This window comes from Virgisporangium ochraceum, assembly GCF_016863655.1.
Lineage (GTDB): Bacteria > Actinomycetota > Actinomycetes > Mycobacteriales > Micromonosporaceae > Virgisporangium > Virgisporangium ochraceum.
Map to the genome: position 1 here is coordinate 204,536 of NZ_BOPH01000082.1, position 21,639 is coordinate 226,174.

Genomic DNA, 21,639 nt, shown 5'->3' on the forward strand with positions numbered 1-21,639 from the left:
GGGGTCACCTGCGCCGGTTGATCCGCGGCGGACGCCGGCGTGCGGCCCGGGCGGCGTCGAGCACGTCCTGTCGCAGGAGCGCCCCGAACCCGGCCCGCTCCATCCGGCCCACGAAGTCCTCGCGGGTGCTGCCGAGCGCGGTCGCGGTGGCGTCGAGGTTCCAGTCGTGCCGGGCGAGGGTCGACAGCAGGTGCCCGCGCCTGGCCTGTGCCGCCGACAGACGGAACGTCTTCAGGTAGGCCACCCGGCCCGACCCGTCGGTGATCAGCTCGCCGATGTGGTTCTCCCGGTCGGGGTCGAAGGTGGGAAGGAAGCGGCTCAACGTGTACGGGGCCAACCGGTACACCTTGTCCACAGTGGACGTCTCCGCGTCGGGGAGGCCGGCCGCCATGGTGCCGTGGAACGTGTGCCACTGCGCCGCGGCGCGCGCGACCTCCGCGCGGAGGTCGGCGGGCGAGCTCACCGCCGTGTCGTCGATGCGGGCGCGGAACTCCGGGACGCCGTCGTACATCACGGCGTACCGGTAGACCAGCTCGCCGTACATGTCGCGCAGGAGCGTCGGGTGCAGGGCGCGGTAGTCGTCGGGGTGACCCACCACGAACGCCGACGCGAGCGCGTCGGCCACGTACAGCATCATCCCGCACTGGTCGGGGTGGATCTCGAAGACGCGCATCGCGTCGTCGAGCCCGGGCACCCAGGTGCCCGCGTACGCGGCCTCGATCCGGGGCGACAGCCCCACCCGCAGCGCGCGGGCGCTCCAGTCCTGCCACGCCACCGACGGGCCGCCCAGGTGCAGCGCCAGGTAGCCCTCCAGGGCCAGGTGCAGCGGCAGGAAGCGCAGCCGCTCGGGCTCGTTGCGCCGGGCGCGGGCCATCCGCCGGTCGAACCGCAGCCGGATGCCGCGCGGCTCACCCGTGGCGTCGGCGTCGGCGAGCTGGGTGCCGAACGCGGCGGCGGGGGAGCCGTCGCGGGTCCAGGTGGCCACGAACGCGTGCGGGATGAACGCGATGTAGGACGTGCGGGGCGTCACGTCGACGATGCTCAGCTCGTTGTCGCCGCGCAGGTGGGCGTGCAGGCGGAGGTCGGTGATCGGCTCGGGACGCAGCAGGGGCACCAGGCGTACCGAGCCCCACACCTGGGGTGGGCCGGCGACCAGACCGGTCAGGTTCACGGCGCCTCCCCGGACAGGAACGTGGACACCCGCTCGTCGAGGTAGCCGAGCAGCTCGTCGAACGCCGCCGTACCGGTGCCGAAGCGGGCCAGCTCCACCAGGGCGGGCAGGTCCTCCGCGTCACGGATCCCGACGCTGGCGACCCCGCCAGCCAACGGTCGCACGTCGAACCGGTGGGCCTCGTACACCGGGTTGAGGTGGACGACGTCGGTGCGCCGGTCCGGGTCGATGCGGGTGCGCCACACCCGCAGCACCTCACCCGCGAGGCCGACCGGTGCGTTGTCCCATCCGTCGGACACGACGACCAGGCGGTCCGGCCGCAGCTCCAGCGCGTCGAGGATCCGCTCCCCGAGGGGTGTGGCGCCGAAGGGGTGCACCAGCAGCGGGTCGCCGCGGTGGGCCAGCCACAGCCCGGTGAACGACGCGGCGAGCTCGTCGAGCAGGTAGTGGGCGGCGAGGGCCACCGCGAGCGGCCGGCGCCGCTTGGTTCCCGAGCCGGCCGACGAGTAGCTGTCGTCGAGCACGGCGACCACCCGTCCCCACGTGCCGGCCCGGCGGCCGGCGACCCGGCGGGCGGCGTCGCGAAGCGCCGCGGTCAGCTCCTCGCGCCGCGCGGCCCGGTCGCGGCGGGGCAGCGCCAGCGCGTAGGACGCCAGCCGGGTCAGCGATCCGTGCGGAACCTCGTCGCGGACGGCCGTCACACCGAGCCGGGCGGCGCTCTCCTGCAGCCGCAGCCGTTCCCGCGCGGTCAGCCGGGGTGCGATCCGGTCGAGGAACGTCTTCCGGTCGATGCCGTGCCGGGCGGCCAGCCCCTCGGCGACGGTGTACGGCAGGTCGTAGAGCGCGCTCCGGTCGTAGTGCGCCCGGCGCCACGTCTCGAGCAGCGGAGCGTCGTAGCGCTTGCGGCGGCGCCAGTCGAACAGTGCGGCGCCGACCTCGGTGGGCAGCGCGAGGTGGGCGTGGCGCGCCGCTCCGGCCAGCCCGCGCCGGTACTTGACCGCGTCGAAGGTGAGGTCGTTGCGCCCGGCCAGCCAGTCGCGGACGATCGCGCGCGTGCGGCGGTTGTTGACCTTCCACGTCCGCAGCTGTGCGAACACGCGGTAGACCCGCTGCGGCGGCATCCGCCGGAGCCGGGCCGCGATCAGGCGGCCCTCCGTCGCGCGTTCGGCCGGGCCGGCGACCTGCGACGTCCGCAGCAGGTGCGCGACGATCCGGCCGGCGTTGTGGTCGTTGATGTCCAGCGCGAGGCACGCCGCGTACACCGGCCGGTAGTTGGTGCGCACGTACTCGTGCAGGAAGTCCAGCGACAGCCGTTGCGTGGCGGCGTCGCTGTGGAACTCCCGCTGCCCGGTGGACGCGATCGCGGCGTTGACGAACATCACGACGTCTTCGCATGCCACGAGGTCACGCAGCGACACCTCGGCCCCTTCCGACGGCCCCTTCCGGGAACAGCCCCTTCCACAGACATGGAGGGCCGGCCGGGGAGTGGCGGAACGAGCTGCGAAGGATCGCTTCAGAGGCAATTTCGGAAGTCGTACCGGAGTCCCGCGGCCGGCCCGGTCCACCATAGCGGCAGCGCGCCACCGGCGCCGTCGGAAAAGCCGCTAGTGCCGAACGTCCACTGTGGACGACGCCGGAGTGTCGGGCCGGACCCGCAACCAACGACAGATGTCCAACCGTCTATCAGTGCATGAGTATTTTCACCAAGGCCAGAGCTGTCGCGACCGCCGCGGCAGCCGGGGTGCTGGCCGCATCCATGGTGGCGGGTCCTGTCCTCGCACAGAAGACGGACGTCCCGGCGGGTGGCCTGCCGGGGGTGGCGGTGCCCGTCCTGAACTGGGCGCCGTGCGCCGACGACGCGGCCTACCAGTGCGCGGCGGCACAGGTCCCGCTGAACTACCGCGACCCGGGCGGCCGCACGATCACGTTGCAGGTGCGCAAGGCACCGGCCACCGACCCGGCCAAGCGGATCGGCACCCTGTTCCTGCACGCCGGTGGCCCGGGCGGGTCGGGTTGGGGCTGGGTCTCGTCGTACGCCACCAGTTCACCGGCCGAGATCCGGGAGAAGTTCGACATCGTCGGCTACGACGCCCGTGGCGTCCAGCGCAGCAGCCCGACGCTCACCTGCCTCGACACGCCGAAGTACCAGGCCCAGTGGGCACAGGTGACGACCACACCGACCACCACGTCGTTCGACACGGCGGTGCGGCTCGCCCGCGAGTTCGACGCCGCCTGCCAGGCGAACTCCGCCGACCTGCTGCCGCACGTCGGCGCCGCGAACCAGGCCCGTGACCTCGACCTGATGCGCGCCGCCGTCGGCGACCCGAAGCTGACGCTGTTCGCCGAGTCCTACGCCACCTACGTCGGCACTGTCTACCTGAACCTGTTCCCGAAGCGCACCCGCGCGGTGGTGCTGGACGCCGGTTACGACCCGGACAGGTACGCCAACGACCCGTACTCCTACGACCACGCCCAGTACGTGGCCACGGAGGCGGCGATGTACCGCTTCCTCGACTGGTGCGCGGCCACCCCGGCGCAGTGCCAGTTCGCCGCCGCCGTGCCCGGCTCGACGACGGCCCGTCTGGCGGCCCGCATCCGGGCGATCCTGACCGACCTCGACACGAACCCGGTCCGCGACGCGGCCGGAAGGATCGTCGTCAACGGCGCGACCATGCTGTCGGAACTGACGTTCCGCCTGAACTCCGGCACCCGCCGGTGGTCGGTGCTCGGTACCGACCTGCGCTCGGCGGAGTCGCGCACCGGTCCGCTCATGTACGTCATCCCCGACTCCGACACGCGGTTCAACGCCGCCAACGTGTCGGTCGAGTGCGCCGACCGCGTCTACCCGCAGAGCATGCAGCTGCTGCGCGCCAAGCTGGCCCGCGCCGCCGCCGACGCGCCGCTGACCGCGCCGGGCATGGCCTACGGCCCGCCGGCCTACGACCAGACCCACGCGCCGGCGTGCGTGCAGTGGCCGGCCGAGCGGCGCAGCCGGTACACCGGGCCGTACCACGCGGCGGGCTCGTCGCCCGTGCTCGTGGTCGGCAACACCGGTGACCCCGACACCCCGTACGCCGACTCGGTGACGCTGTCGCGCGTGCTGGACAACGGTCACCTGCTGACGTGGGAGGGCGAGGGCCACACGGCGCGTCGCAAGAGCCTGTGCGCCGAGGGTCACATGTACGCGTTCCTGCTCGCCCTCACGGTCCCGCCGGCCGGCACCGTGTGCCGGGACGCGCCCATCCCCGCGTGACCGGACCGACGCCGCGGGCCGCGGGCCCGCGGCGTCGGTCCGCGCCCGCGTGGGGTCACCCCCATCCGCAGTCCCGCGTGAGCACGCCCTCGGTGACGGCGACCGCGTCGGAGGCGTTCTCCGCCGTGACCCCGTCCAGCTTCGCGGCCATCGTGGTGAGCGCGGTCCTGACCCGCTGGGCCGTCGCGGTGGTCGCCAGCGCCTCGAACCTGGCCTTGTAGTCCTTGGCGAGCGGGACCATCTCGCCGATGATCCGATCGAACTGCAGCGGATCCGTCGTGCCCGCCGTCACCGCCCGGGTGAGGATGTCGGCCGCCTTCTCCTTGTACTCGGCTCTGAGGTCCTTCGCGTCGGCACAGACCTGGTTGGTGTTGTCCACGGCGCGCGGCGAGGCGGTCGTGGCGGCGGACGCGGTCGGCGGGCCTGTCGGTCCCGACGATCCGTTCGCGCCGGATCCGTCGCCGCAACCGCCCACGGCGACCGCGATCGCGGCGACCGTGGCGACGGTGGCCAGGAGACGTCTGTGCATGCGCGTTCCTCTCCGCCGGACATGGGTTGCCGTCGATGGTCCCCGCCGCCGTGGCGGTGTGTCCATGCCGCACCGGTGCGGCATGGACACGGTCGGCCACCCCGCCGTCCGACCACGTGTGCGCGTCGGCGACGCGTACGGGGAACTGCGTATGGCCGCCGCCGCCCCGCGGTGGTGCCCTTGCATGCGCCGCCCGACCGGGCGGTCCATGCGGGAATGCCGGCACGTCCGGCAGGAGGGCTTCAGATGCGCATTCGTTGGAGAGCGGGGGTCGCCGCGTGGCTCGGCGTGGCGACCCTGGCGGCGGCATTCGCGGTCGGCACCGGCGCGGCACACGCCGAGCCGGTCGGTCCATTCATCGTGGGTGGTCGACCGGCCGACGTCGGCGAGTACCCGCACTTCGTCTCGGTGCAGAACCTGCGGCGTTCGGGCGGCACCCTGGACAAGCACTACTGCGGCGGTTCGCTGATCCGTGACGACTGGGTGCTCACCGCCAAGCACTGCATCACGAGTCCGACTCCCGACCTCGCACCGGCCGACATCGACCTGTTCATCGGCAACACCGTGCTGACCGATCTGAGCCAGGGCCAGATGCACGACGCGGCCCAGATCGTGCTGCACCCGGACCCGAACGCCGACGTGGCGCTCATCCGCCTCGCGACGCCGTCGAACCGGTTCCCGATCGAACTGGCCGACGGCACCGACGCCGCGCACCACGAGGTCGGCGACACGGCGACGACCATCGGACACGGTGTCACGTCCTTCGGCTCGTTCACCCCCGTCAACCAGTTGATGGAGGTCGACGTACCGATCCAGTCCGACGCGCTGATGGCGTCGCTGCCGCTCAACCTGACCAAGCCGTTCAACCCGACGATGGAGATCGGCGCCGGACCGATGGCCGGCGGGCAGGACTCCTGCCAGGGCGACAGCGGCGGACCGCTGATGGTGCACTCGCCGTTCGAGGGCGACAAGCTGATCGGGGTCGTCAGCCGCGGCGAGGGCTGCGGACTGCCGAACAAGCCCGGCATCTACGCCCAGGCGTTCGACAACTCGATCCGCGCCTGGATCGAGACGACCGCGCCGCGGCGGCTCTACGCCTGGGTGCTGGCCGACCAGCCGCTCGTGGGTTCGTACAAGCCGGTCCGCCAACGCAACGCCACCGGACACGACAGCACCGTCACCCGGACCGGCACGGGCCGGTACACCGTGCAGGTGACCAACCTCGGCCACGGCATCCAGTCGGGCACCGTGCACGTGTCGGCGGTCGGCAACGACCCGCACGCCTGCCGGGTGGGGACGTGGTTCCCGTCCGGTCCCGACCAGACGGTGCAGGTGACCTGCTTCGCCGCGGACGGCACGGCCGTGGACGCGATGTTCAGCATGAGCTTCGCGCTACCGGTGATGGACAGCGACTCCGGCGTCATCGCCTACGCCTGGGCCGGCCAGCCCACCACGCCGTCCTACGTTCCCGACCCGAAGTGGTCGTTCAACTCGCGCAGCGGCACCAACACCGTGACCCGTCAGTCCGCGGGCGTCTACCAGGTGCGCTTCGGCGCCATGGCGCTCACCGGCGGCACGGCGGTGGCCACCGCGCAGGGCACGGTCGGCGCGGAGGCCTGCAAGGTCGCAACGTTCGGGGCGTCGGGCGCCGACGAGGTCGTCGAGGTGCGGTGCTTCTCCGCGACCGGAACCCCGGCGGACGCCATGTTCGACGTGACGATCACGAGCAACTCCACCATCTTCGGCACGCACCACGCCCGGGCGCACCTGTGGGCGAACCAGCCCACGACGCCCAGCTACACGGCACCGTCGCCGTGGTGGATCAACTCGCCCGGTGCGCCGACGATCCTGCGCACCGGGGTCGGCAGCTACCAGGTGACGCTGCCGAAGCAGCAGAGCGCGGAGGCGCTGGTCCACGTGACGGCGCAGGGGAGCAACGCCAACGAGTGCAAGCCGATCGGATGGGGTCCGTTCGGTACCGACCAGCTCGTGCTGGTCCGCTGCCACACCACGGCCGGCGCGTTGGCGGACACGCCGTTCATCCTGCAGTACGCGGTCTGACCTCCCGCGGTGCGCTTCCCCGCCGGCGACGGCTCCGGCGGGGGAGCGCACGTCCACGGTGGTCAGGTCTCCAGGAGAGCGTCGTCGCGCGCGACGACGTGGGAGGCGGATGGGCTTGACCTCGCCCCAAGGGCATGGCCCAGGCTGGGCGGGTGAACGACGCGGACCTCATGCTGCCCGGCGAGTTCGGCGCGGCGACCCGGCTGTCGTCGAAGGCGCTGCGGCTCTATGCCGAGCAGGGCCTGCTGGTGCCGGCCGGCATCGACCCGGCCACCGGCTACCGCCGCTATCACCGCGACCAGCTTCCCCGCGGTCGGCTGATCGCCCGGCTGCGCACCTTGGAGCTGCCGCTGGCCCGCATCGCCACCCTGATCGAGCTGAGCCCGCAGGGCCGCCAGGCCGAACTGCGCGCGTGGCTGACCGCCCAGGAGGCCCAGCTTCGGCGCCGCCGTGAGCTGATCGAGGCTCTCGACGGCGCCGCCGCGTCGACCACCGCCGCTCCGAAACTGCGGGCCAGGCCGCTGCGCAAGCTGTTGTGCCAGGAACGGCGCGTGCACATCGGCGAGCTGGACACCTTCGTCACCGAAGCACAGCGACGCATCCGCGACCGGCTGCGGACGGTCGGCCTGCCGCACGACGGGCCGACGTTGGTGCACTTCCACGGGTTCGTGACCCACGACAGCGACGGACCCGTCGAGGTCACCGTGCCGTTCACCGGCTCCGTCGAACCCGTCGACGACCTGCGGGTCCGGCTCTCGCCGGCCGGCACCGACATCTACCTGCCGGTCGCCGAGGCCGACGCGGGGTTCCCCGACATCCTGCGCGCCTACGAGACGGTGGAGGCATGGATCGACGCGAACCGTCTGGTCAATATCGCCAGCCCGGTCGAGATCCGGCCCGGCACCGACGGTGCCCTCCTCGACGTCGCCTACCCCGTCTCGACCAGCGGAAGAAGCTGAGACATGCACCCCTACACAGGTTCCGGGCCCTACTGCTACGCCAACTCGCTGGCCATGGCCCTCGGTCCCACCGCACCTTCCCCGTCGATCATCGAGGTGCTGACCGGCTCGCCGTTCGGCATGCACATGCTCGGCGGGCGGCTGCCGCTGTTCGACCCGTACGGCTGGGACGACCGCGGCATCGACGACGCGATCGCCCTGCTCGGCTGGACCTGCCGCCGGCAGGGCGCCGACGACAGCGGGCAGGCCCTCGCGATGCTCGAGGAAGCGGTCACGACCGGCCCCGTGCTGGCCGGACCGCTGGAGATGGGCCTGCTGCGTCACCTACCCGGAATGAAGGGACCGATCGGGTCGGACCACTACGTCGCCGTCCTGGAGGCCGACGGCACGCGGGTCCTGTTCCACGACCCCCACGGCTGCCCCTACGCGACGCTGCCGACCCGGGATTTCCTGGCCGCATGGCGTGCCGACACGATCACCTTCTACCACGCCGAGCCGTACACCATGCGCGGCAACTTCCAGCAGGTCCGCGAGGTCACCACCGGTGCGGCGCTGCGTGCTGCCCTGCCCGGCGCGGTCGCCTGGCTGCGCGGGCGCGACGACCTCGCCGTGCCCCCCGGCACCATCGGCGGCGCCACCGCCGCGCACCGCCTCGCTGACCTGGTCACCGACGGACTCGACCCCGGGACACAGGATCACCTGACGCACTTCGCGATCCGGGTCGGCGCCCGACGGCTCACCGACGCCGCCACCGCGCTCACCAGCATCGACCGCGACGAAGCCGCCGCCGTCGCCACGCGGCAGGCCCGGCTGGTCGGCAGCCTCCAGCACGACCTCGTCGAGGGACACACGAACACCGCCGCACAGACGTTGCGGCAGCTCGCGCCCACCTACGACCAACTGGCCGCCGCGCTCGGCTGACGGTGCAGCCGTTGGACAGATGTCGCCCTCCGGACAGCGACGCGCCCCGCGCCGGCGGGGGGTGCCGGGCGGGGCGTCGCCGGTGCGTCAGCAGCCGTGGTTGACGTTGCAGTCGGGCAGCGCCACGACGCTGGCGTCGCTGGCGACCGCGGATCCCGTCACGGCAACGCCACCGGCGACCGCGCCGATGGCAAAGGCGATGAGGACCAGGCGTCGGAGCTTGCTCATATAGTCTCCCTCGGATCGACGAACCAACATTCATAGTTGGCCACGGGCCGCTCATACATCCGCTCACACGCGACGCACCCGGCGGTCGCGACCGGGTCGGCGACGACGGGTCACGGGGGACACGTGCGCTACTACCTGCTGGGATCCGTCAGGGTCGAACGTGACGGCCGGCACCTCGGGATAGGTCGCTCGCAGCGGCGCGGGCTGCTGGCCTTCCTCCTGCTCAACCACGGCCGGATCGTGACCGCCGAGGCACTGCAGGAGGCCCTGTGGGCGGGTGCGCCGCCCGCGACCGTCCGCCAGCAGGTGCAGAACGCCGTGCACGCGGTCAGAACCGCTCTGCGGCAGGGCGGAACCGACGAGGTGCTGGTCAACGACGGGCATGGATATGTGATCCGGGCGGGCGACGACGAGGTCGACCTGCTCGAGTTCCGGCGCTCGGTCTCACAGGGTCGGCTCGCCGCGGAGGACGGCGACCTCCCGTTGGCCGCCGAGCGGTTCCAGGCCGCTCTGCGGTTGTGGCGTGGCCCGGCGCTGAGCGACGCCAGCGGCGCGTTCGTCGAGTCCGCCCGCGAGCTGCTCGAGGGCGAGCGGGTCGACGCGATCGAGGACCACCTGGAGGTCCAGCTTCGGCGGGGCCTGTTCAGCGACGTGCTGGCGACCATCGCCGCGCCGATTGAGGCCCACCCGCTGCGCGAACGGCTGCAGGCACAGCTCATCCGGGCACTGCACGGGTCGGGGCGGCAGTCCGAGGCGCTGGAGCATTTCCGGCACTTCAGGACGCGGCTGGCCGACGAGTGCGGCATCGACCCCGGTAGCGCGCTCCAGGAGGTGGGACGGGAGATCCTCCGGGGTACGCCGGCGGCGTGGCGGACGCCGGCCGCCGCCGTGCCGGCGATGCTGCCGTTGGACACGGCGTCGTTCGCCGGCCGCCAGGCCGAGCTGGCGCGGCTCGACGAGCTGCTGCTGCCGTCGTTCGCGTCCCGGGCCACGATGATCGCCGTCGTCGCCGGAGGCGGCGGCATCGGCAAGACCGCGCTCGCCGTCCACTGGGCGCACCACCGACGCGACCGTTTTCCCGACGGCCAGCTCCACGTCGACCTCCGCGGCTACGCCGACGACCGGCCGCTGCGTCCGGTGGAGGCGCTCGCACGTCTGCTGCACGCCCTGGGAGTGCCGGCCGGGGACATTCCGACCGGGTCCGACGAAGCCGCCGCCGAGTACCGGCGGCTGGTGCTCGACCGTCGCATGCTGGTCCTGCTCGACAACGCGCGCGACGCCGACCAGGTGCGCCCGCTCCTGCCGTCCGGCGGCTCCTGCGCGGTGATCGTCACCAGCCGCAGCCGCCTCAGCGGCCTGGTGGCGCGCGAAGGCGCGCAACCGCTGCCGCTGGAACCGATGTCGGGCCGGGAGTCGCTGGCGCTGCTGGGCCGGGTGCTCGGACAGCGGGAGGTCACCACCGAGCCGGAGGCGGCGGCCGAGCTGGGCCGGTTGTGCGGGCACGTGCCCCTGGCCCTGGCGATCGCGGGAGCGAACCTGCGCGAGCAGAACCACCACAGCATCTCGACGTTCGTCGCCCAGCTGCGCGGGTCCGACCGGCTCGCGTCGTTGAGCGTGCCCGACGACGAGCACGCGGCGATGACGAGGACCATCGACCTGTCCTACGAGGCGTTGCCGCCGTCCGGTCGGAAGACCCTGCGCCGGCTGGGCCTCGTGCCGGGCGCGGACTTCACCGCCGACGTCGTGGCCGGCCTTCTGGAGTGCGACGTCAAGACCGCGCAGCTGCAGCTGGAGCTCCTCGCCAACTACCACCTGGTGCACGAGCACGCCCCGCACCGCTTCAGGTTCCACGACCTGTTGCGGCTCTACGCTGCGTCCAGGGCCGACGTCGACGACCCGGCGCGAACGCGGCTGGCGGCCCACTACCTGGGGCACGTCGACGCGGCGGCGACGGTCGTCTATCCCCAGATGGCCCGGCTCGCCCCTCCGCCGCGGCTGCTGGCGCCGGCGTCGTTCGGCAGCGCGGCCGAGGCGACGGCGTGGCTCGACGCCGAGCTGGCGAACCTCGTCGCCCTCATCGAAGCGTGTCAGACCGTGGAGGACGCGCCGGTGGCCCACCTGCTGGCCAACAACCTGCGCGGCTACCTGCACCTGCGGATGAACGTCGTGGACTGGCAACGCGTCGCCGACGCCGGCCTGCGTGCCGCGGAGCTGGCCGACGACGACGCCGCGCGGGCCGCCGCCTGGCTCAGCGTCGCGTCGTTGAGGTGGCGCACCGGCGACAGGGAGGCGGCCATCGCCGGATTCCAGGACGCGCTGCGCCTCGCCGAGCGGGCCGGGTGGGTCGACGGGCAGAACTCCGCCCTGAACAGCCTCGGCGCCTCGTACCGGGTCGACGGCCGGCTCGACGCCGCCGCCGAGAACCATCGGCGCGGACTGGAGATGAGCCTCGCCCACGACCTGCCGCTGGTCACGGCGACGCACCTGGGCAACCTCGGCATCATCTACAGCGAGATGGGGGACCTGCCCCGGGCACTGTCGGCCTACCGCGAGGCCCTGGCCATCTTCGAGAAGGCCGGCTCCCACCTGGGCCGCAGCTACGCGCTGGTCAACCTCGGCGACGTCAGCTTCCGGTCCGGTGACCTCCCGGGCGCCGACGGGTACCTGGCCCGGGCCCGCGCCGCGGCCGAGGAGCTCGACGACAAGGCCGTCCTCGCCGGGACGCAGGCGGTGACGGCGCATCTGCACCTGGCCCTGCACCGGCAGTCCCGGGCGATGGAGTGCGCCGAGCAGGCGTTGAGCCTGGCCCGCGAGATCGGCGACCGGGCCGTGGAGGTCAAGGCCCTCGCCGCCCGCGCGGCCGTCATGCTGGCGCGCGGCGCCGGCGAGGTCGCCCTGCTCGACTTCGAGGAGGCGACGCAGGTGGCGCACGAGGCCGGGCTGCGGCTCGACGAGACGATCGTGCTGATCGGCCAGGCGCGGGCCCACCTGCTGCTCGGCGACCACCGCGCCGCCGCCGGCAAGGCCGCGCTCGCCGCCGGACTCGCCGAGGACCACGGCTACCGGCTGCTCGCCGGGGAGGCGGCGGACCTGCTCCGCGCGGCAGATTGATGCCGTCACGGTTGCGTGGGGGCGGTGTGGGGGCGCTGTGGGTGGGGTCGGGCCGCTGTCGGCGACCAGGCTGGGCGGAGCAGATCCGGTCAGCCCCTGGGAGTCACCATGACCCGTCCCGATGTCCACGAGATGGTGGTCGTCCACCGCGCCTTCCGGCGCGAGTTCGGCGCCGCCGCCGGCCATGTCCGGCGCACCCCCGCGGGCGACACCCGCCGTGCGCGGATCGTCGCGGAGCACCTGCGCCTCGGCTTCGCCGGCCTCGAGATGCACCACGTCGGCGAAGACGTCGTGCTGTGGCCGCTGCTGCTGGAGCGCGCCGCGCCGTCGACCGGGCTCGTCGAGACCATGCAGGCGCAGCACCACGGCGTCGACGCCCACGTCGCGGCCATCATGCCGGCGCTCGACGCCTGGGCCGCCGACCCGACCGGCGCCCGCGGGGAACGCCTCGCGGTCCTCCTGGAGGCGTTCGCGGCGGACCTCGTCGAGCACCTGGACCTGGAGGAGCGCGAGATCCTGCCGCTCGCCGCGCGCCACGTCACGGCCGCCGAGTGGAACCGGATGGGGGAGCACGGCCGGGACGCGATGAGCGCGGCCCAGCTGCCGATCATGTTCGGGCTGGTGCTGGAGGACGCCGACGACGAGGAGCGGGCCCGCATGCTCGGCACCCTCCCGATGCCGGTACGGCTGCTGCTGCGGACCGTCGGCGCGTGGCAGTTCGGGCGCTACGCCCGCCGCCTGCGCACGTCGTGATCCCCGCCGGCGCGGGTGGTGACGGCCGCGGCGCGGGCCTGGATCCCGGCGGCGCCGGCGGCGCGGCCCGCGTCCCATTCACGGGTGAACCGCGGCTCGCCGAGGGCGGCGCGGGTGGCGTCGAGCCCGCGGTCGGACAGCGCCCGCGCGACGGGAAACGTGGGGTCGACGGCGTCGGCGGCCGAGATCGAGGCGCCCGCACCGAAGAGCCATGCCGCCGACGCCGGGTCGCCCGCCCGCTGGGCCAGGCTCGCCAGGGCGGGCAGCGCGTAGCCGAGGGTCCAGCTCATCCTCACGGCGAGCGACAGGGTCACCGCCTCGCCGAGCAGCGCCGCGGTCGCCGGTTCGTCGCCGAGCAGCTCGGTGAGCGTGGCGTGCACGTTCAGCGCGGTCGCCAGCGTGAAGGGGTTGCCGATCCGGCGGGCCGACCGCACCGCCTCCGGCAGCACGCGGCCGGCCGTCGCGAGGTCGCCGGCGACGAGGGCGAGCTGCCCCTGCGCGAGCCGGGCGTGCACGGCCACCCAGGGCCGACCGGCGGCCTCCGCCTGCGCCAGCGCGCGGGCGAGGAGGTCACCGGCGTCGTCCAGGGCGCCCGCGAAGACGGCCGACTGGCCCGCCAGGGTCAGGGTCTCGCACGTCACGACCGGATCGGTCACCCGTCCGGCCGCCGCCACCGCGGCATCGGCGTCGCCGCGCATCGACGCGCTGTCACCGGCCAGCAGCCCCAACCCGAGCCGGCCGGTCAGGGCCCGGCAGCGCGCGGCGTCGGAGGCGCCGGGCCCGATCCGCGCCAGCCACGTGAGCCCTTCCCGGGCGTGGCCGCGCAGCGCGAGATACAACCACACGCTCCCGGCGAGCTCGGCGGCGTCGCTGTCCCGGTCGAGCTCCAGCAGGCGCAGGTAGGCCGAGCGCAGGTTGCCGTGGTCGGCGTCGAGCCGGTCGAGGACCCCGGCCAGCTCCGGCCCCTCCAGCGGTTCCTTCGACGCCGTGGCCAGTGCGTGGAAGTACGCGGCGTGCCGGTCGGCGGCGGTGGTGGCCTGCCCCGACGCGTGCAACCGCCGCATCGCGTACTGGCGTACCGGCTCCAGCAGCCGGAAGCGGGGCTGCCGGTCCGGTGACGGCGCCCGCAGCAGCAGCGACTGGTCGAGGAGCGTGGCGAGGGCGGGCAGCGCGTCGTCCGCGGTGACCGCCTCCGCAGCGTCGAGGGTGAACCCTCCGCTGAAGACCGCGAGCCGCTCGAAGAGCGAGACCTCCTCCGGTTCGAGGAGGTCCATGCTCCAGTCGAGTACCGCGGCCATCGTCCGGTGCCGCTCGGGAAGATCGCGCGGGCCCCCGCCGGGCGCTGACCGTTCCAGCCGGGCGAGAAGGGCCCACGGGGACAGCAGCCGCAGGCCCGGCGCCGCGAGCTCGACCGCGAGGGGTAGCCCGTCGAGTCGCCGGACGATCGCGGCCAGCGCGGGCGCGTCGTCGTCGGTGACGACCGTCGGCGACCCGGCGGCCGCGGCCCGGTCGAGGAGCAGGGCGACGGCGGGCGAGGCGGCCACCGCGTCCACGTCGTCGGTGACGGGTGTGGGCAGCGGCCCCAGCACGAGCTCGTGCTCGGCGCGGATGCGCAGCGGCGCCCGGCTGGTCGCGACGACCACGAGGTCGGGGCAGCGTGCCAGGAGGTCGGCGAGGACCGGCGCGGCGGCCGTCAGCTGCTCCAGGTTGTCGAGTACGAGGAGCACCCGCAGGCCGGCCAGGTGGGGCACGAGCGCGTCGAGCGGCTCGACGCCGACGGTGTCGGGCAGCCCGAGCGCCGCGGCGACCGCGGGCATCACGAGCTTCGGCTCCCGCACCGCCGACAGGTCGACCGGGTGGGCGCCGCCGGGGAAGTCGGGGGCCGCGAGGCGCAGCACCCGCATCGCGAGGCGGGTCTTTCCCACCCCGCCGGGGCCGGTGACCGTCACGAGTCTGCGCGCACCGGGTCCGATCAGGTCCAGCAGCTCGGCGACCTCGCCGTCGCGGCCGATGAGCGGCGTGACGTCGGGCACCGCACCGGCCCGCCCGGCGGTCGCACCCGCGGGGCCGACGACCGCGGTCTCTCCCGCGGTGACCGTGGTTTCTCCGCGGGCGACCGTGGTTTCTCCGCGGGCGACAGTGGTGGACCGGTGGGGGACAGCGGCGACCAGCGCCGCCCGGTCGTCGTCGCCGAGGCCGAGCCCGTCCGCGAGCGACCGGACGGTGTGCGGATAGGGCCGGCGCCGTTCGCCGCGCTCCAGGGCGCCGACCGCCTTCGCCGTGAGGCCCGCGCGCTCGGCGAGCTCCTCCTGCGTCAGCGACCGCGCCTCGCGCAGGCGGCGGAGCGCGACCGCGAAGTCGCCGGGCTCCGCTGCCGCCTGCACAGGCCAGATCGTAATCCAGCGGGTGTGGTGCGGGTGTGGAACCGCTGTGGGTGGGGTGCGACCGGGGGCGGAGACAGTCTGTGCGTCGACGGCGTCCCGCCGTCACGACGAGAGGACAGGCCATGACCACCCTTCGCCCCACTGCCAGCGCCGGCCGTACGGCGTCGTACGGCCGGCACATGTCACACGTGCTCGTGGCCGCCTTCACCCTGTCGGCGGCGCACACCGTCTACGCGTGGGTCGGCGGCATCGAGGATCCGACGTTCACCGTGACCACCCCGCTCGCGTGGGCGTTCTACGCCCTCGGGTTCGGGGTGGCGGTGGTGGCCCGGCGGACCGGCCGCGCGGCACAGCTGACGGTTCTCGCCTACCTCGCGGTGCTGCTGTGCGTGTCCGTCTTCTACTACCCGACGACGTTCGGGCCGCGCCAGCAGACGACGTTCGGCTGGTTCGAGAACGACGTCTACGTCGGGCTGCTCGTCACCGCGACGTACCTCGGGTTCCAGCGGCTGCGCCGCGTGACGCTCACGCCGCCGGTCCTCCACGACGGCTCCAACCGGTGACGTAGGCGCGTCTACCGCGCAGGTTCGAGGACCGGGTCGCGGGCTCAACCCACCGGTGGATGCTTCCCGCACCAGGTTCGGCTTGGCTGTGATCCATCGACAGACCCGGACAGCCGGAGGGGGTGAGGGTCGTGCGTCGTCGTCCGCCCAGCATGGTCCACTAGCGGCGCGTTCCGCTGACGGTCACGGGGACGAATGCGCGCGGCGCACGCGGGCGCACGTCCGTCGACACGCGCGCATTCGTGAGGACGTCATGACGCCACTGAACCGTCTCCTCGCCAGCCGGACCGTGTCCACGTTCGGCGACGCCATGATCCCGCTGACGGCGTCGTTCGGGGTTCTGCACCTCGACGGTGGGGCCGGCGGGGTGGGCCTCGTGCTGGGCACGTCGATGGCGTGTACGTTGCTCGTGCCCTTCGGCGGCGTGATCGCCGACCGGATGTCGCGCGCCCGTCTCATCCTCCTCGGCGACGCGGTGCTGTGCGCCATCCAGGCCCTCACCGGTGTTCTCCTGCTCGCCGGGCTCGCGACCGTGCCGGTCGTGCTCGGGTTGACGGCGGCCTACGGGGTGGTGAACGCGATCGTCGCGCCGGCCCTGACGGCGCTCATCGGTGAGCTCACCCCGCCGGACGGCCTGCGGAAGGCCAACGCCCGGTTCAACATCTCCCGCAACTCCGTCCGGCTGTTCGGGCCGGCCGCGGCCGGCCTGATGGTCACCACCGCGGGCCCGGGAGCGGCCTACTGCCTGGACGCCGCGACCTTCGCGGTGAGCGTCGTGCTGATGCTGGGGGTCACCGGTGCGGTGAGCGACCGCCGGACGCCGGCGGCGGCATCGCCGTCGGCCATCGTGGGTGAACTGGTCAGCGGCTGGCGGGAGATGCGACGGCACCGCTGGTACCGGGACACCCTCGTCCTGTTCGCCGTCTGGAACCTCGGATTCCAACCGGTGTTCGTCCTCGGGCCGGTGCTGTTCTCCGCCGCCGGCGACGGCGCGCGGAACTGGGCCACGGTCGGAACGTGCGCGGCGGCCGGTGCGGTCGCCGGTGGCATGCTGGCCCACCGGTTCCTGTCCCGGCGGATCCTGCACTGGCCGAACGTCCTCGTCGGCGCGGCCGCGCTGGAGGCCGTCGCGTTGGCGTCCGGCGCCCCGGTGGCGGCCGTCGCGGCGGGTGCCTTCGTCGCCGGTGTCGTGGTGACGATCTACGACACCGCGTGGGACACCGCGATCCAGGCGTTCGTGCCGCAGGACGTCATGGCGCGGCTGGACTCCTACACCTGGCTCATCGGCATGGGCACCGTACCGCTCGGCATGCTGCTGACCGTGCCCGCGTCCGACGCCGTCGGCACCACGGGAACCCTGTGGGCGGGAGTGGTGCTGATGCTCGGCTCCTCCGCGGTCCTGGTCGCACTTCCGCGGCTGCGCCACCTCACCCTGCCCGATCCGGCCGGGCGGCCCGCGCCCGAGGCTGTCCGGACCTAACCCGGTCCGTTCCACGGCCGCAGACGCGGGATCCAGCCGGGGACGTTGCGGCGGTAGGTCGCGTACCCGTCGCCGAACCGGTCGGCCAGCGCGGGCTGCTCGTAGACGAGGACGAAGCCGGCCATCGCGGCCGCGGCGAGCGCGCCGTAGCCGAGCAGCACCGGTCGCCACAACAGCAGTGCCTGGCCCAGGATCGCCGCGACGACGGCCACGTACATGGGGTTGCGCACGTACCGGTACAGCCCGCCGACGACCAGATGTGCCGTCGGCGCGACCGGTGCCGGCGTACCGAGGCCCTCGACCACGAACTGGACGAACGCCCGCACCACCACGACCGCGCCGGCGACCAGGAGCAGGATCCCGAACACGCGCACCGCGGGCCAGTGCTCGAGCGGTGCACCCGTCCGCCACCGGGTCAGCGTCCAGGGCACCAGCCCGGCGACGGTCCCCGGCGCGAGGGCGAAGAAGATCGCGCTCCCGGTGGCGGCGGCGTTCCTGCGCATGGGTCCATTGTGGTGCTCACGCCGGTCCCGTCGATCATCGAACCGGGACGTGCGCGCGCTACTGTCCGGCCGCCGCGGGGGCCGACACGATGTCGTCGCGTAGCGGCGCCAGGCTCGCACCGATCTGCGCGATCGTCTCGTCGGGGACGCCCAGGTCCTGCAGCGTCCGGACGAGGTGCCCGACCACGGCGTCGAAGTGCTCGCCCGTGATGCCCAGCCGGGCGTGGGAGGTGGCCATGTCCCGGCCCGAGTACATCTGCGGCCCGCCGATCGCGGCGGCGATGAACGCCCGCTGGTGGGCTTTCAACCGGGCCAGGTCGACGTCGGCGAAGTACGGTGCCAGCTCCGGATCGGCCAGCACGCGGACGTAGAAATCGTCCACCGCGGCCTGCACGGCGGGTGCCCCACCGATGGATTCGAAAATGGTCATGTCGTGGCCCCCCTCGCCGGCGTTCGGACGGCACGGTATGCCGCCCGTGTTGCCGGGCGGTGAGCCGGCGGCAACGACGGAGGCAAATCTAACTCACGATCTCACCGCCGTCGATGCGGGTCCGGGGTCCCGCCGACGGGGGCGTCGAGGACGGCGAGGAGCGCGTCGGCGGTCGCCTGCGCCTCGGCCCGCGTGTCCTCGTCCTTCCAGCCCTGCAGCCAGTCACCACCGGGGCCGGCGACGGTGAGCAGCGCCTGGCGGGCCGGCCCGACCAGCCCCGGCGCCGGACCCGGCAGCGCGGCCGCCCGCGCCTCCTCGTACGACGCGAAGGCGGTGTCGCGCAGGTACCCGCCACCGGGGAGCGCGCCGACGACCAGCCCGGCGGCGGCGACCACCTCGTCCGGGAAGTAGTCGCGCCACAGCCCGTCCGGGTGGGCCAGTACGTGCGCGAACCAGCGTCCCAGGGCCGTGGCGCGCTGGTCCGGCGCCCGCTCGGCCACCTCGTCGAGAAAGTCCAGGGCGCCGTCGCTGCTGAACGGCCCGGTACCGAAGGTGCCCACGCGAGAAGTATGGCGGTGACGGTCGCGGCGGCCCTCATCCGGCGGCGGCGTCGTACTCGGTCGCGAAGTGCGACATCGTGGGCGCGTACGGTGGGTCGGTGGCACAGGGCTACCGGTTGGGGATCGACTTCGGCACGTCCCACACCGTGGCGGTGCTGCGGCGCGACGACGGCATGACGACCCCGCTGTTGTTCGACTCCTCTCCGCTGCTGGCCTCGGGGGTGTCCGCGGGCACCGACAGCAGTCTGCTCACCGGGGCCGACGCGCAGCGGGCGGCCGTCACGTATCCGGGTGGCTACGAGCCCAGCCCGAAGAGGCTCGTCGACGACGCCACGGTGTGGTTGGGCGATCGTGAGTTCGCCGTGGTGGAGGTGGTCGCGGCGGTCCTCGACCGGGTGACGCGGGAAGCGCGTCGCGTCGCTGGCGGGCCGCCGGCGCAGGTGGTCGTCACGCATCCGGCGGCGTGGGGGAGCGCCAGGCTGGGGACGCTCACCGACGCGGCGCGACGGGCCGGCCTGGGTGACGTCCGGCTCCTGCCGGAGCCGGTGGCGGCGGCCGCCTACTTCATGTCGGTGCTCGGCCGGGAGGTCCGCGTCGGTCACAGCGTCGTGGCGTTCGACCTCGGCGCCGGCACGTTCGACGTCAGTGTGGTGCGTCGGGGCGCGAACGGCCTGCACCCGGTCGCCAGCAACGGGCTGGCCGACCTCGGGGGTGCCGACCTCGACGCCGTCGTGGTCGACCACGCGCGGGCGCACACCCCGGACGCCGCCGAGGCGTGGAGCCGGCTGGACTGGCCCAGCACCCCGGCGGACCAACGCGCCCGCCGCGCGCTGTGGGACGGGGCCCGCGCGGTCAAGGAGCAGCTGTCCCGCCACGCGGTCGCCGACCTGTTCGTCCCGCTCGTCGAGGTGGAGATCCGGCTGACCCGCGAGGAGTTCGAGCGGTCCGCGGCCCCGCTGCTCGCGCGAAGCGTGGAGATGACGGTTCAGACGCTGCGCGCCTCGCGTGTCCCGCGGGAGACGGTTGCCGGGGTGTTCCTGGTCGGTGGTTCCACGCGGGTCCCGTTGGTGGCCAGCATGGTGCACCGGGCACTGCGGCTGGCTCCGACGGTGATCGAACAGCCGGAGCTCGCCGTCGCGGGTGGCAGCCTGGAGGCGGTGGCGGTAATGCGCGAGGCTGCGCCCGCGCCGGAACCGCCCGCGATGGAGCCGACCGCGCCGGAGCCGCCCGTGATGGAATCGCCCGTGACGGCGCCGCTTCGGGCGCCGCGGCGGCGGTCGCACGGGCCGGCGCAACGGCCCACCGGCCCTCGCGTGGCCGAGGTGCTGACCCGTGTGGCGCTGGCCGCCTCCGTCGTCAGTGCCCTCGCGCTCGCCTGGTCGGTGTTCCGGGTGCGGTCGCCGGCCGACGCGGCGACAGTGCTGGGACTCCAGTCGGCCGCCGTCGTTGTCCTGCTGCCGTTGCGCCCGTGGCGGCTCATCCAACCGTCGCCCGGCATCGACTTCGTGCTGGCGGTGTGTGCGTCGCTTCTCGCCATGATCGCGAGCGAGGCCGCCGAGACGGACGGTTTCTTCGTCCCCCTCAGCGCGGTGGTGACCACGATCGCCGCCATCGCGGCCCTCTGCGCCCTGATGACCCAGCGGTTGAGCCGCCGACTCGGCGGCGGCCGTGTCACGAATGGGACCCCGTGACCGCCGCCCGCCAGGCGAGGAGTCGCCGCACCCCGGACAGGTCGTAGTCGGGCCCGCCCGCGCCCCAGATGAAGTGGGTGAACCCGGCCTCGAGGTAGCCGTCGAGGTCGTCGAGGTCGGAGTCGTTGAACAACGCGACCGACCGCTCGATGGTCGCCGGGTCACGGCCGACCCGCTCGCACCAGCGGTCCAGCACCTTCGCCTTACCTGCCAGCTCCTGCGGCGTCTCGGCGATCGCGTTCCAGATCTGCGCATGCTCGGCGACGAGGCGCAGCGTCACCTTCTCGCCGGTGCCGCCGATCAGGATCGGGATCTCGCCGCGTGGCGGCGGCGGGTTGAGGCGTGACAGGCGCTCGCGGATCACCGGCAGCGCGCCGGCGAGGTCACGCAGCAGCTCCGGCGCCGGTTTCACCTCGTACCCGTACTCCTGGAAGTCGCGATGGAACCAGCCCGCGCCGAGACCGAGCACGAGCCGGCCGTCGGCGATCAGGTCGACGGTGCGCGCCATGTCGGCGAGCAGGTTCGGGTTGCGGTACGCGACGCAGGGCAACTGAGCGTTGCGGACGTCGGAGATGGTGTCGGCGTTGTGGTCGTGCCGCTCGTGACCGGGTGGGCTGGTAGCGAACCGGCGTTGGCGGCGGGGCACCGGTGGGCCGGGACCCGCGGACCGGGCGGCCGTGGGCGTCCACAGTGGAGGCACCACTGGGCCGGCCACGTCCGGGTGATTTCCGGACCCGTGACCGCCGGGTGGCACGAACTGTCGAGCAGATCCGAGGGCACCGTCTCGACACTGCTGGACATGACTCCGTACCAGCCCGTCGCGGCGCCCCGTACCCGCATCTCCCCTGCCAACCTCGCCATCGCCGGCGCGCTCACCATGATCCTGTCCGTTGCCGTGGTCTTCGGTGGAAGCGCCCTGTTCGGCACCGTGCTTCCGGCCCTCATCGTGTTCACCGGTGTGGCCGGCCGTGTGCTGTTCGTCGCCGGCGTCGTGCTCGTCGTCCTCGCGGTCGTGCGCCTGGTCGAGGGTCGCTGACGTCGG

19 protein-coding genes are annotated in these 21,639 nt (G+C 73.5%); 10 read left to right on the forward strand and 9 right to left on the reverse strand.

The window, feature by feature from the left end:
* Nucleotides 1-4: 4 nt before the first annotated feature.
* Entirely contained in the window at nt 5-1,171 is a 1,167-nt protein-coding gene (locus Voc01_RS28570) for an ARPP-2 domain-containing protein (RefSeq protein WP_203930670.1), read from the reverse strand.
* Nucleotides 1,168-2,589 carry a hypothetical protein gene (locus Voc01_RS28575; RefSeq protein ID WP_203930671.1) on the reverse strand — a complete coding sequence of 474 codons (1,422 nt, stop codon included), beginning with the start codon at nt 2,587-2,589 and terminating at the stop codon, nt 1,168-1,170. Before Voc01_RS28575 ends, Voc01_RS28570 begins: the two co-directional genes overlap by 4 nt.
* A 272-nt stretch (nt 2,590-2,861) precedes the next feature.
* Here Voc01_RS28575 and Voc01_RS28580 point away from each other — a divergent pair, with 272 nt between their 5' ends.
* Nucleotides 2,862-4,424, forward strand: coding sequence for an alpha/beta fold hydrolase (locus tag Voc01_RS28580; protein ID WP_203930672.1), 1,563 nt, complete (start codon nt 2,862-2,864; stop codon nt 4,422-4,424).
* 55 nt (nt 4,425-4,479) lie between these two features.
* On the opposite strand, the gene Voc01_RS28585 is transcribed toward Voc01_RS28580, so the two are convergent.
* Nucleotides 4,480-4,953: a hypothetical protein gene (locus Voc01_RS28585; RefSeq protein WP_203930673.1), complete on the reverse strand. Its 474-nt coding sequence runs from the start codon at nt 4,951-4,953 to the stop codon at nt 4,480-4,482.
* A 246-nt stretch (nt 4,954-5,199) separates the two neighbouring features.
* Here Voc01_RS28585 and Voc01_RS28590 point away from each other — a divergent pair, with 246 nt between their 5' ends.
* The 3 genes from Voc01_RS28590 to Voc01_RS28600 all read left to right on the forward strand — a co-directional run bounded on the left by Voc01_RS28590 (nt 5,200) and on the right by Voc01_RS28600 (nt 8,894).
* Nucleotides 5,200-7,014: a S1 family peptidase gene (locus Voc01_RS28590; protein ID WP_203930674.1), complete on the forward strand. Its 1,815-nt coding sequence runs from the start codon at nt 5,200-5,202 to the stop codon at nt 7,012-7,014.
* Nucleotides 7,015-7,166: 152 nt separating this feature from the next.
* Nucleotides 7,167-7,973: a MerR family transcriptional regulator gene (locus Voc01_RS28595; RefSeq protein WP_239160549.1), complete on the forward strand. Its 807-nt coding sequence runs from the start codon at nt 7,167-7,169 to the stop codon at nt 7,971-7,973.
* Nucleotides 7,974-7,976: 3 nt separating this feature from the next.
* Nucleotides 7,977-8,894, forward strand: a complete 918-nt coding sequence (locus tag Voc01_RS28600) for a YobF C-terminal domain-containing protein (protein ID WP_239160550.1) — start codon at nt 7,977-7,979, stop codon at nt 8,892-8,894.
* Nucleotides 8,895-8,981: 87 nt separating this feature from the next.
* On the opposite strand, the gene Voc01_RS28605 is transcribed toward Voc01_RS28600, so the two are convergent.
* Nucleotides 8,982-9,122: a hypothetical protein gene (locus tag Voc01_RS28605; protein ID WP_203930676.1), complete on the reverse strand. Its 141-nt coding sequence runs from the start codon at nt 9,120-9,122 to the stop codon at nt 8,982-8,984.
* Nucleotides 9,123-9,245: 123 nt separating this feature from the next.
* Between Voc01_RS28605 and Voc01_RS28610 the strand changes: the two genes are divergently transcribed.
* Together Voc01_RS28610 and Voc01_RS28615 are read left to right on the forward strand one after the other, a co-directional pair.
* Nucleotides 9,246-12,233, forward strand: coding sequence for an AfsR/SARP family transcriptional regulator (locus Voc01_RS28610; protein ID WP_203930677.1), 2,988 nt, complete (start codon nt 9,246-9,248; stop codon nt 12,231-12,233).
* 108 nt (nt 12,234-12,341) lie between these two features.
* Complete coding sequence (locus Voc01_RS28615) at nt 12,342-12,986, forward strand: hemerythrin domain-containing protein (protein ID WP_203930678.1); 645 nt, start codon at nt 12,342-12,344, stop codon at nt 12,984-12,986.
* Here the strand turns inward: Voc01_RS28615 and Voc01_RS28620 are convergent.
* Nucleotides 12,959-15,370, reverse strand: a complete 2,412-nt coding sequence (locus tag Voc01_RS28620) for an ATP-binding protein (protein WP_203930679.1) — start codon at nt 15,368-15,370, stop codon at nt 12,959-12,961. The genes Voc01_RS28615 and Voc01_RS28620 overlap by 28 nt on opposite strands.
* A gap of 122 nt (nt 15,371-15,492) precedes the next feature.
* On the opposite strand from Voc01_RS28620, the gene Voc01_RS28625 reads away from it, so the two are divergent.
* Nucleotides 15,493-15,933: a hypothetical protein gene (locus Voc01_RS28625; protein ID WP_203930680.1), complete on the forward strand. Its 441-nt coding sequence runs from the start codon at nt 15,493-15,495 to the stop codon at nt 15,931-15,933.
* Nucleotides 15,934-16,186: 253 nt separating this feature from the next.
* Nucleotides 16,187-17,413 carry an MFS transporter gene (locus Voc01_RS28630; protein ID WP_203930681.1) on the forward strand — a complete coding sequence of 409 codons (1,227 nt, stop codon included), beginning with the start codon at nt 16,187-16,189 and terminating at the stop codon, nt 17,411-17,413.
* Here Voc01_RS28630 and Voc01_RS28635 read toward each other — a convergent pair.
* The 3 genes from Voc01_RS28635 to Voc01_RS28645 all read right to left on the reverse strand — a co-directional run bounded on the left by Voc01_RS28635 (nt 17,410) and on the right by Voc01_RS28645 (nt 18,906).
* The gene (locus Voc01_RS28635) at nt 17,410-17,916 is read right to left on the reverse strand and encodes a methyltransferase family protein (protein WP_203930682.1); all 507 of its coding nucleotides are present in this window, start codon (nt 17,914-17,916) and stop codon (nt 17,410-17,412) included. The two genes, Voc01_RS28630 and Voc01_RS28635, sit on opposite strands and share 4 nt — an antisense overlap.
* Before the next feature lie 58 nt (nt 17,917-17,974).
* Nucleotides 17,975-18,346, reverse strand: a complete 372-nt coding sequence (locus Voc01_RS28640; RefSeq protein ID WP_203930683.1) for a group I truncated hemoglobin — start codon at nt 18,344-18,346, stop codon at nt 17,975-17,977.
* 101 nt (nt 18,347-18,447) lie between these two features.
* The gene (locus Voc01_RS28645) at nt 18,448-18,906 is read right to left on the reverse strand and encodes a DUF4259 domain-containing protein (RefSeq protein WP_203930684.1); all 459 of its coding nucleotides are present in this window, start codon (nt 18,904-18,906) and stop codon (nt 18,448-18,450) included.
* A gap of 77 nt (nt 18,907-18,983) precedes the next feature.
* On the opposite strand from Voc01_RS28645, the gene Voc01_RS28650 reads away from it, so the two are divergent.
* Nucleotides 18,984-20,597 carry an Hsp70 family protein gene (locus Voc01_RS28650; protein ID WP_203930685.1) on the forward strand — a complete coding sequence of 538 codons (1,614 nt, stop codon included), beginning with the start codon at nt 18,984-18,986 and terminating at the stop codon, nt 20,595-20,597.
* Here Voc01_RS28650 and Voc01_RS28655 read toward each other — a convergent pair.
* A complete protein-coding gene (locus tag Voc01_RS28655) occupies nt 20,578-21,312 on the reverse strand; it encodes an LLM class flavin-dependent oxidoreductase (protein ID WP_239160551.1) in 735 nt (244 codons plus the stop codon). The two genes, Voc01_RS28650 and Voc01_RS28655, sit on opposite strands and share 20 nt — an antisense overlap.
* Nucleotides 21,313-21,396: 84 nt before the next feature.
* On the opposite strand from Voc01_RS28655, the gene Voc01_RS53310 reads away from it, so the two are divergent.
* Complete coding sequence (locus Voc01_RS53310) at nt 21,397-21,633, forward strand: hypothetical protein (RefSeq protein WP_239160552.1); 237 nt, start codon at nt 21,397-21,399, stop codon at nt 21,631-21,633.
* Nucleotides 21,634-21,639 lie beyond the last annotated feature (6 nt).

What these genes read in the sequence shown, in the direction of transcription:
- Voc01_RS28580 (WP_203930672.1), top strand. Translation starts at nt 2,862, where the DNA reads ATGAGTATTTTCACCAAGGCCAGAGCTGTCGCGACCGCCGCGGCAGCC.
- Voc01_RS28585 (WP_203930673.1), bottom strand. Translation starts at nt 4,953, where the DNA reads ATGCACAGACGTCTCCTGGCCACCGTCGCCACGGTCGCCGCGATCGCG.
- Voc01_RS28590 (WP_203930674.1), top strand. Translation starts at nt 5,200, where the DNA reads ATGCGCATTCGTTGGAGAGCGGGGGTCGCCGCGTGGCTCGGCGTGGCG.
- Voc01_RS28600 (WP_239160550.1), top strand. Translation starts at nt 7,977, where the DNA reads ATGCACCCCTACACAGGTTCCGGGCCCTACTGCTACGCCAACTCGCTG.
- Voc01_RS28605 (WP_203930676.1), bottom strand. Translation starts at nt 9,122, where the DNA reads ATGAGCAAGCTCCGACGCCTGGTCCTCATCGCCTTTGCCATCGGCGCG.
- Voc01_RS28615 (WP_203930678.1), top strand. Translation starts at nt 12,342, where the DNA reads ATGACCCGTCCCGATGTCCACGAGATGGTGGTCGTCCACCGCGCCTTC.
- Voc01_RS28625 (WP_203930680.1), top strand. Translation starts at nt 15,493, where the DNA reads ATGACCACCCTTCGCCCCACTGCCAGCGCCGGCCGTACGGCGTCGTAC.
- Voc01_RS28630 (WP_203930681.1), top strand. Translation starts at nt 16,187, where the DNA reads ATGACGCCACTGAACCGTCTCCTCGCCAGCCGGACCGTGTCCACGTTC.
- Voc01_RS28635 (WP_203930682.1), bottom strand. Translation starts at nt 17,916, where the DNA reads ATGCGCAGGAACGCCGCCGCCACCGGGAGCGCGATCTTCTTCGCCCTC.
- Voc01_RS28640 (WP_203930683.1), bottom strand. Translation starts at nt 18,346, where the DNA reads ATGACCATTTTCGAATCCATCGGTGGGGCACCCGCCGTGCAGGCCGCG.
- Voc01_RS53310 (WP_239160552.1), top strand. Translation starts at nt 21,397, where the DNA reads ATGACTCCGTACCAGCCCGTCGCGGCGCCCCGTACCCGCATCTCCCCT.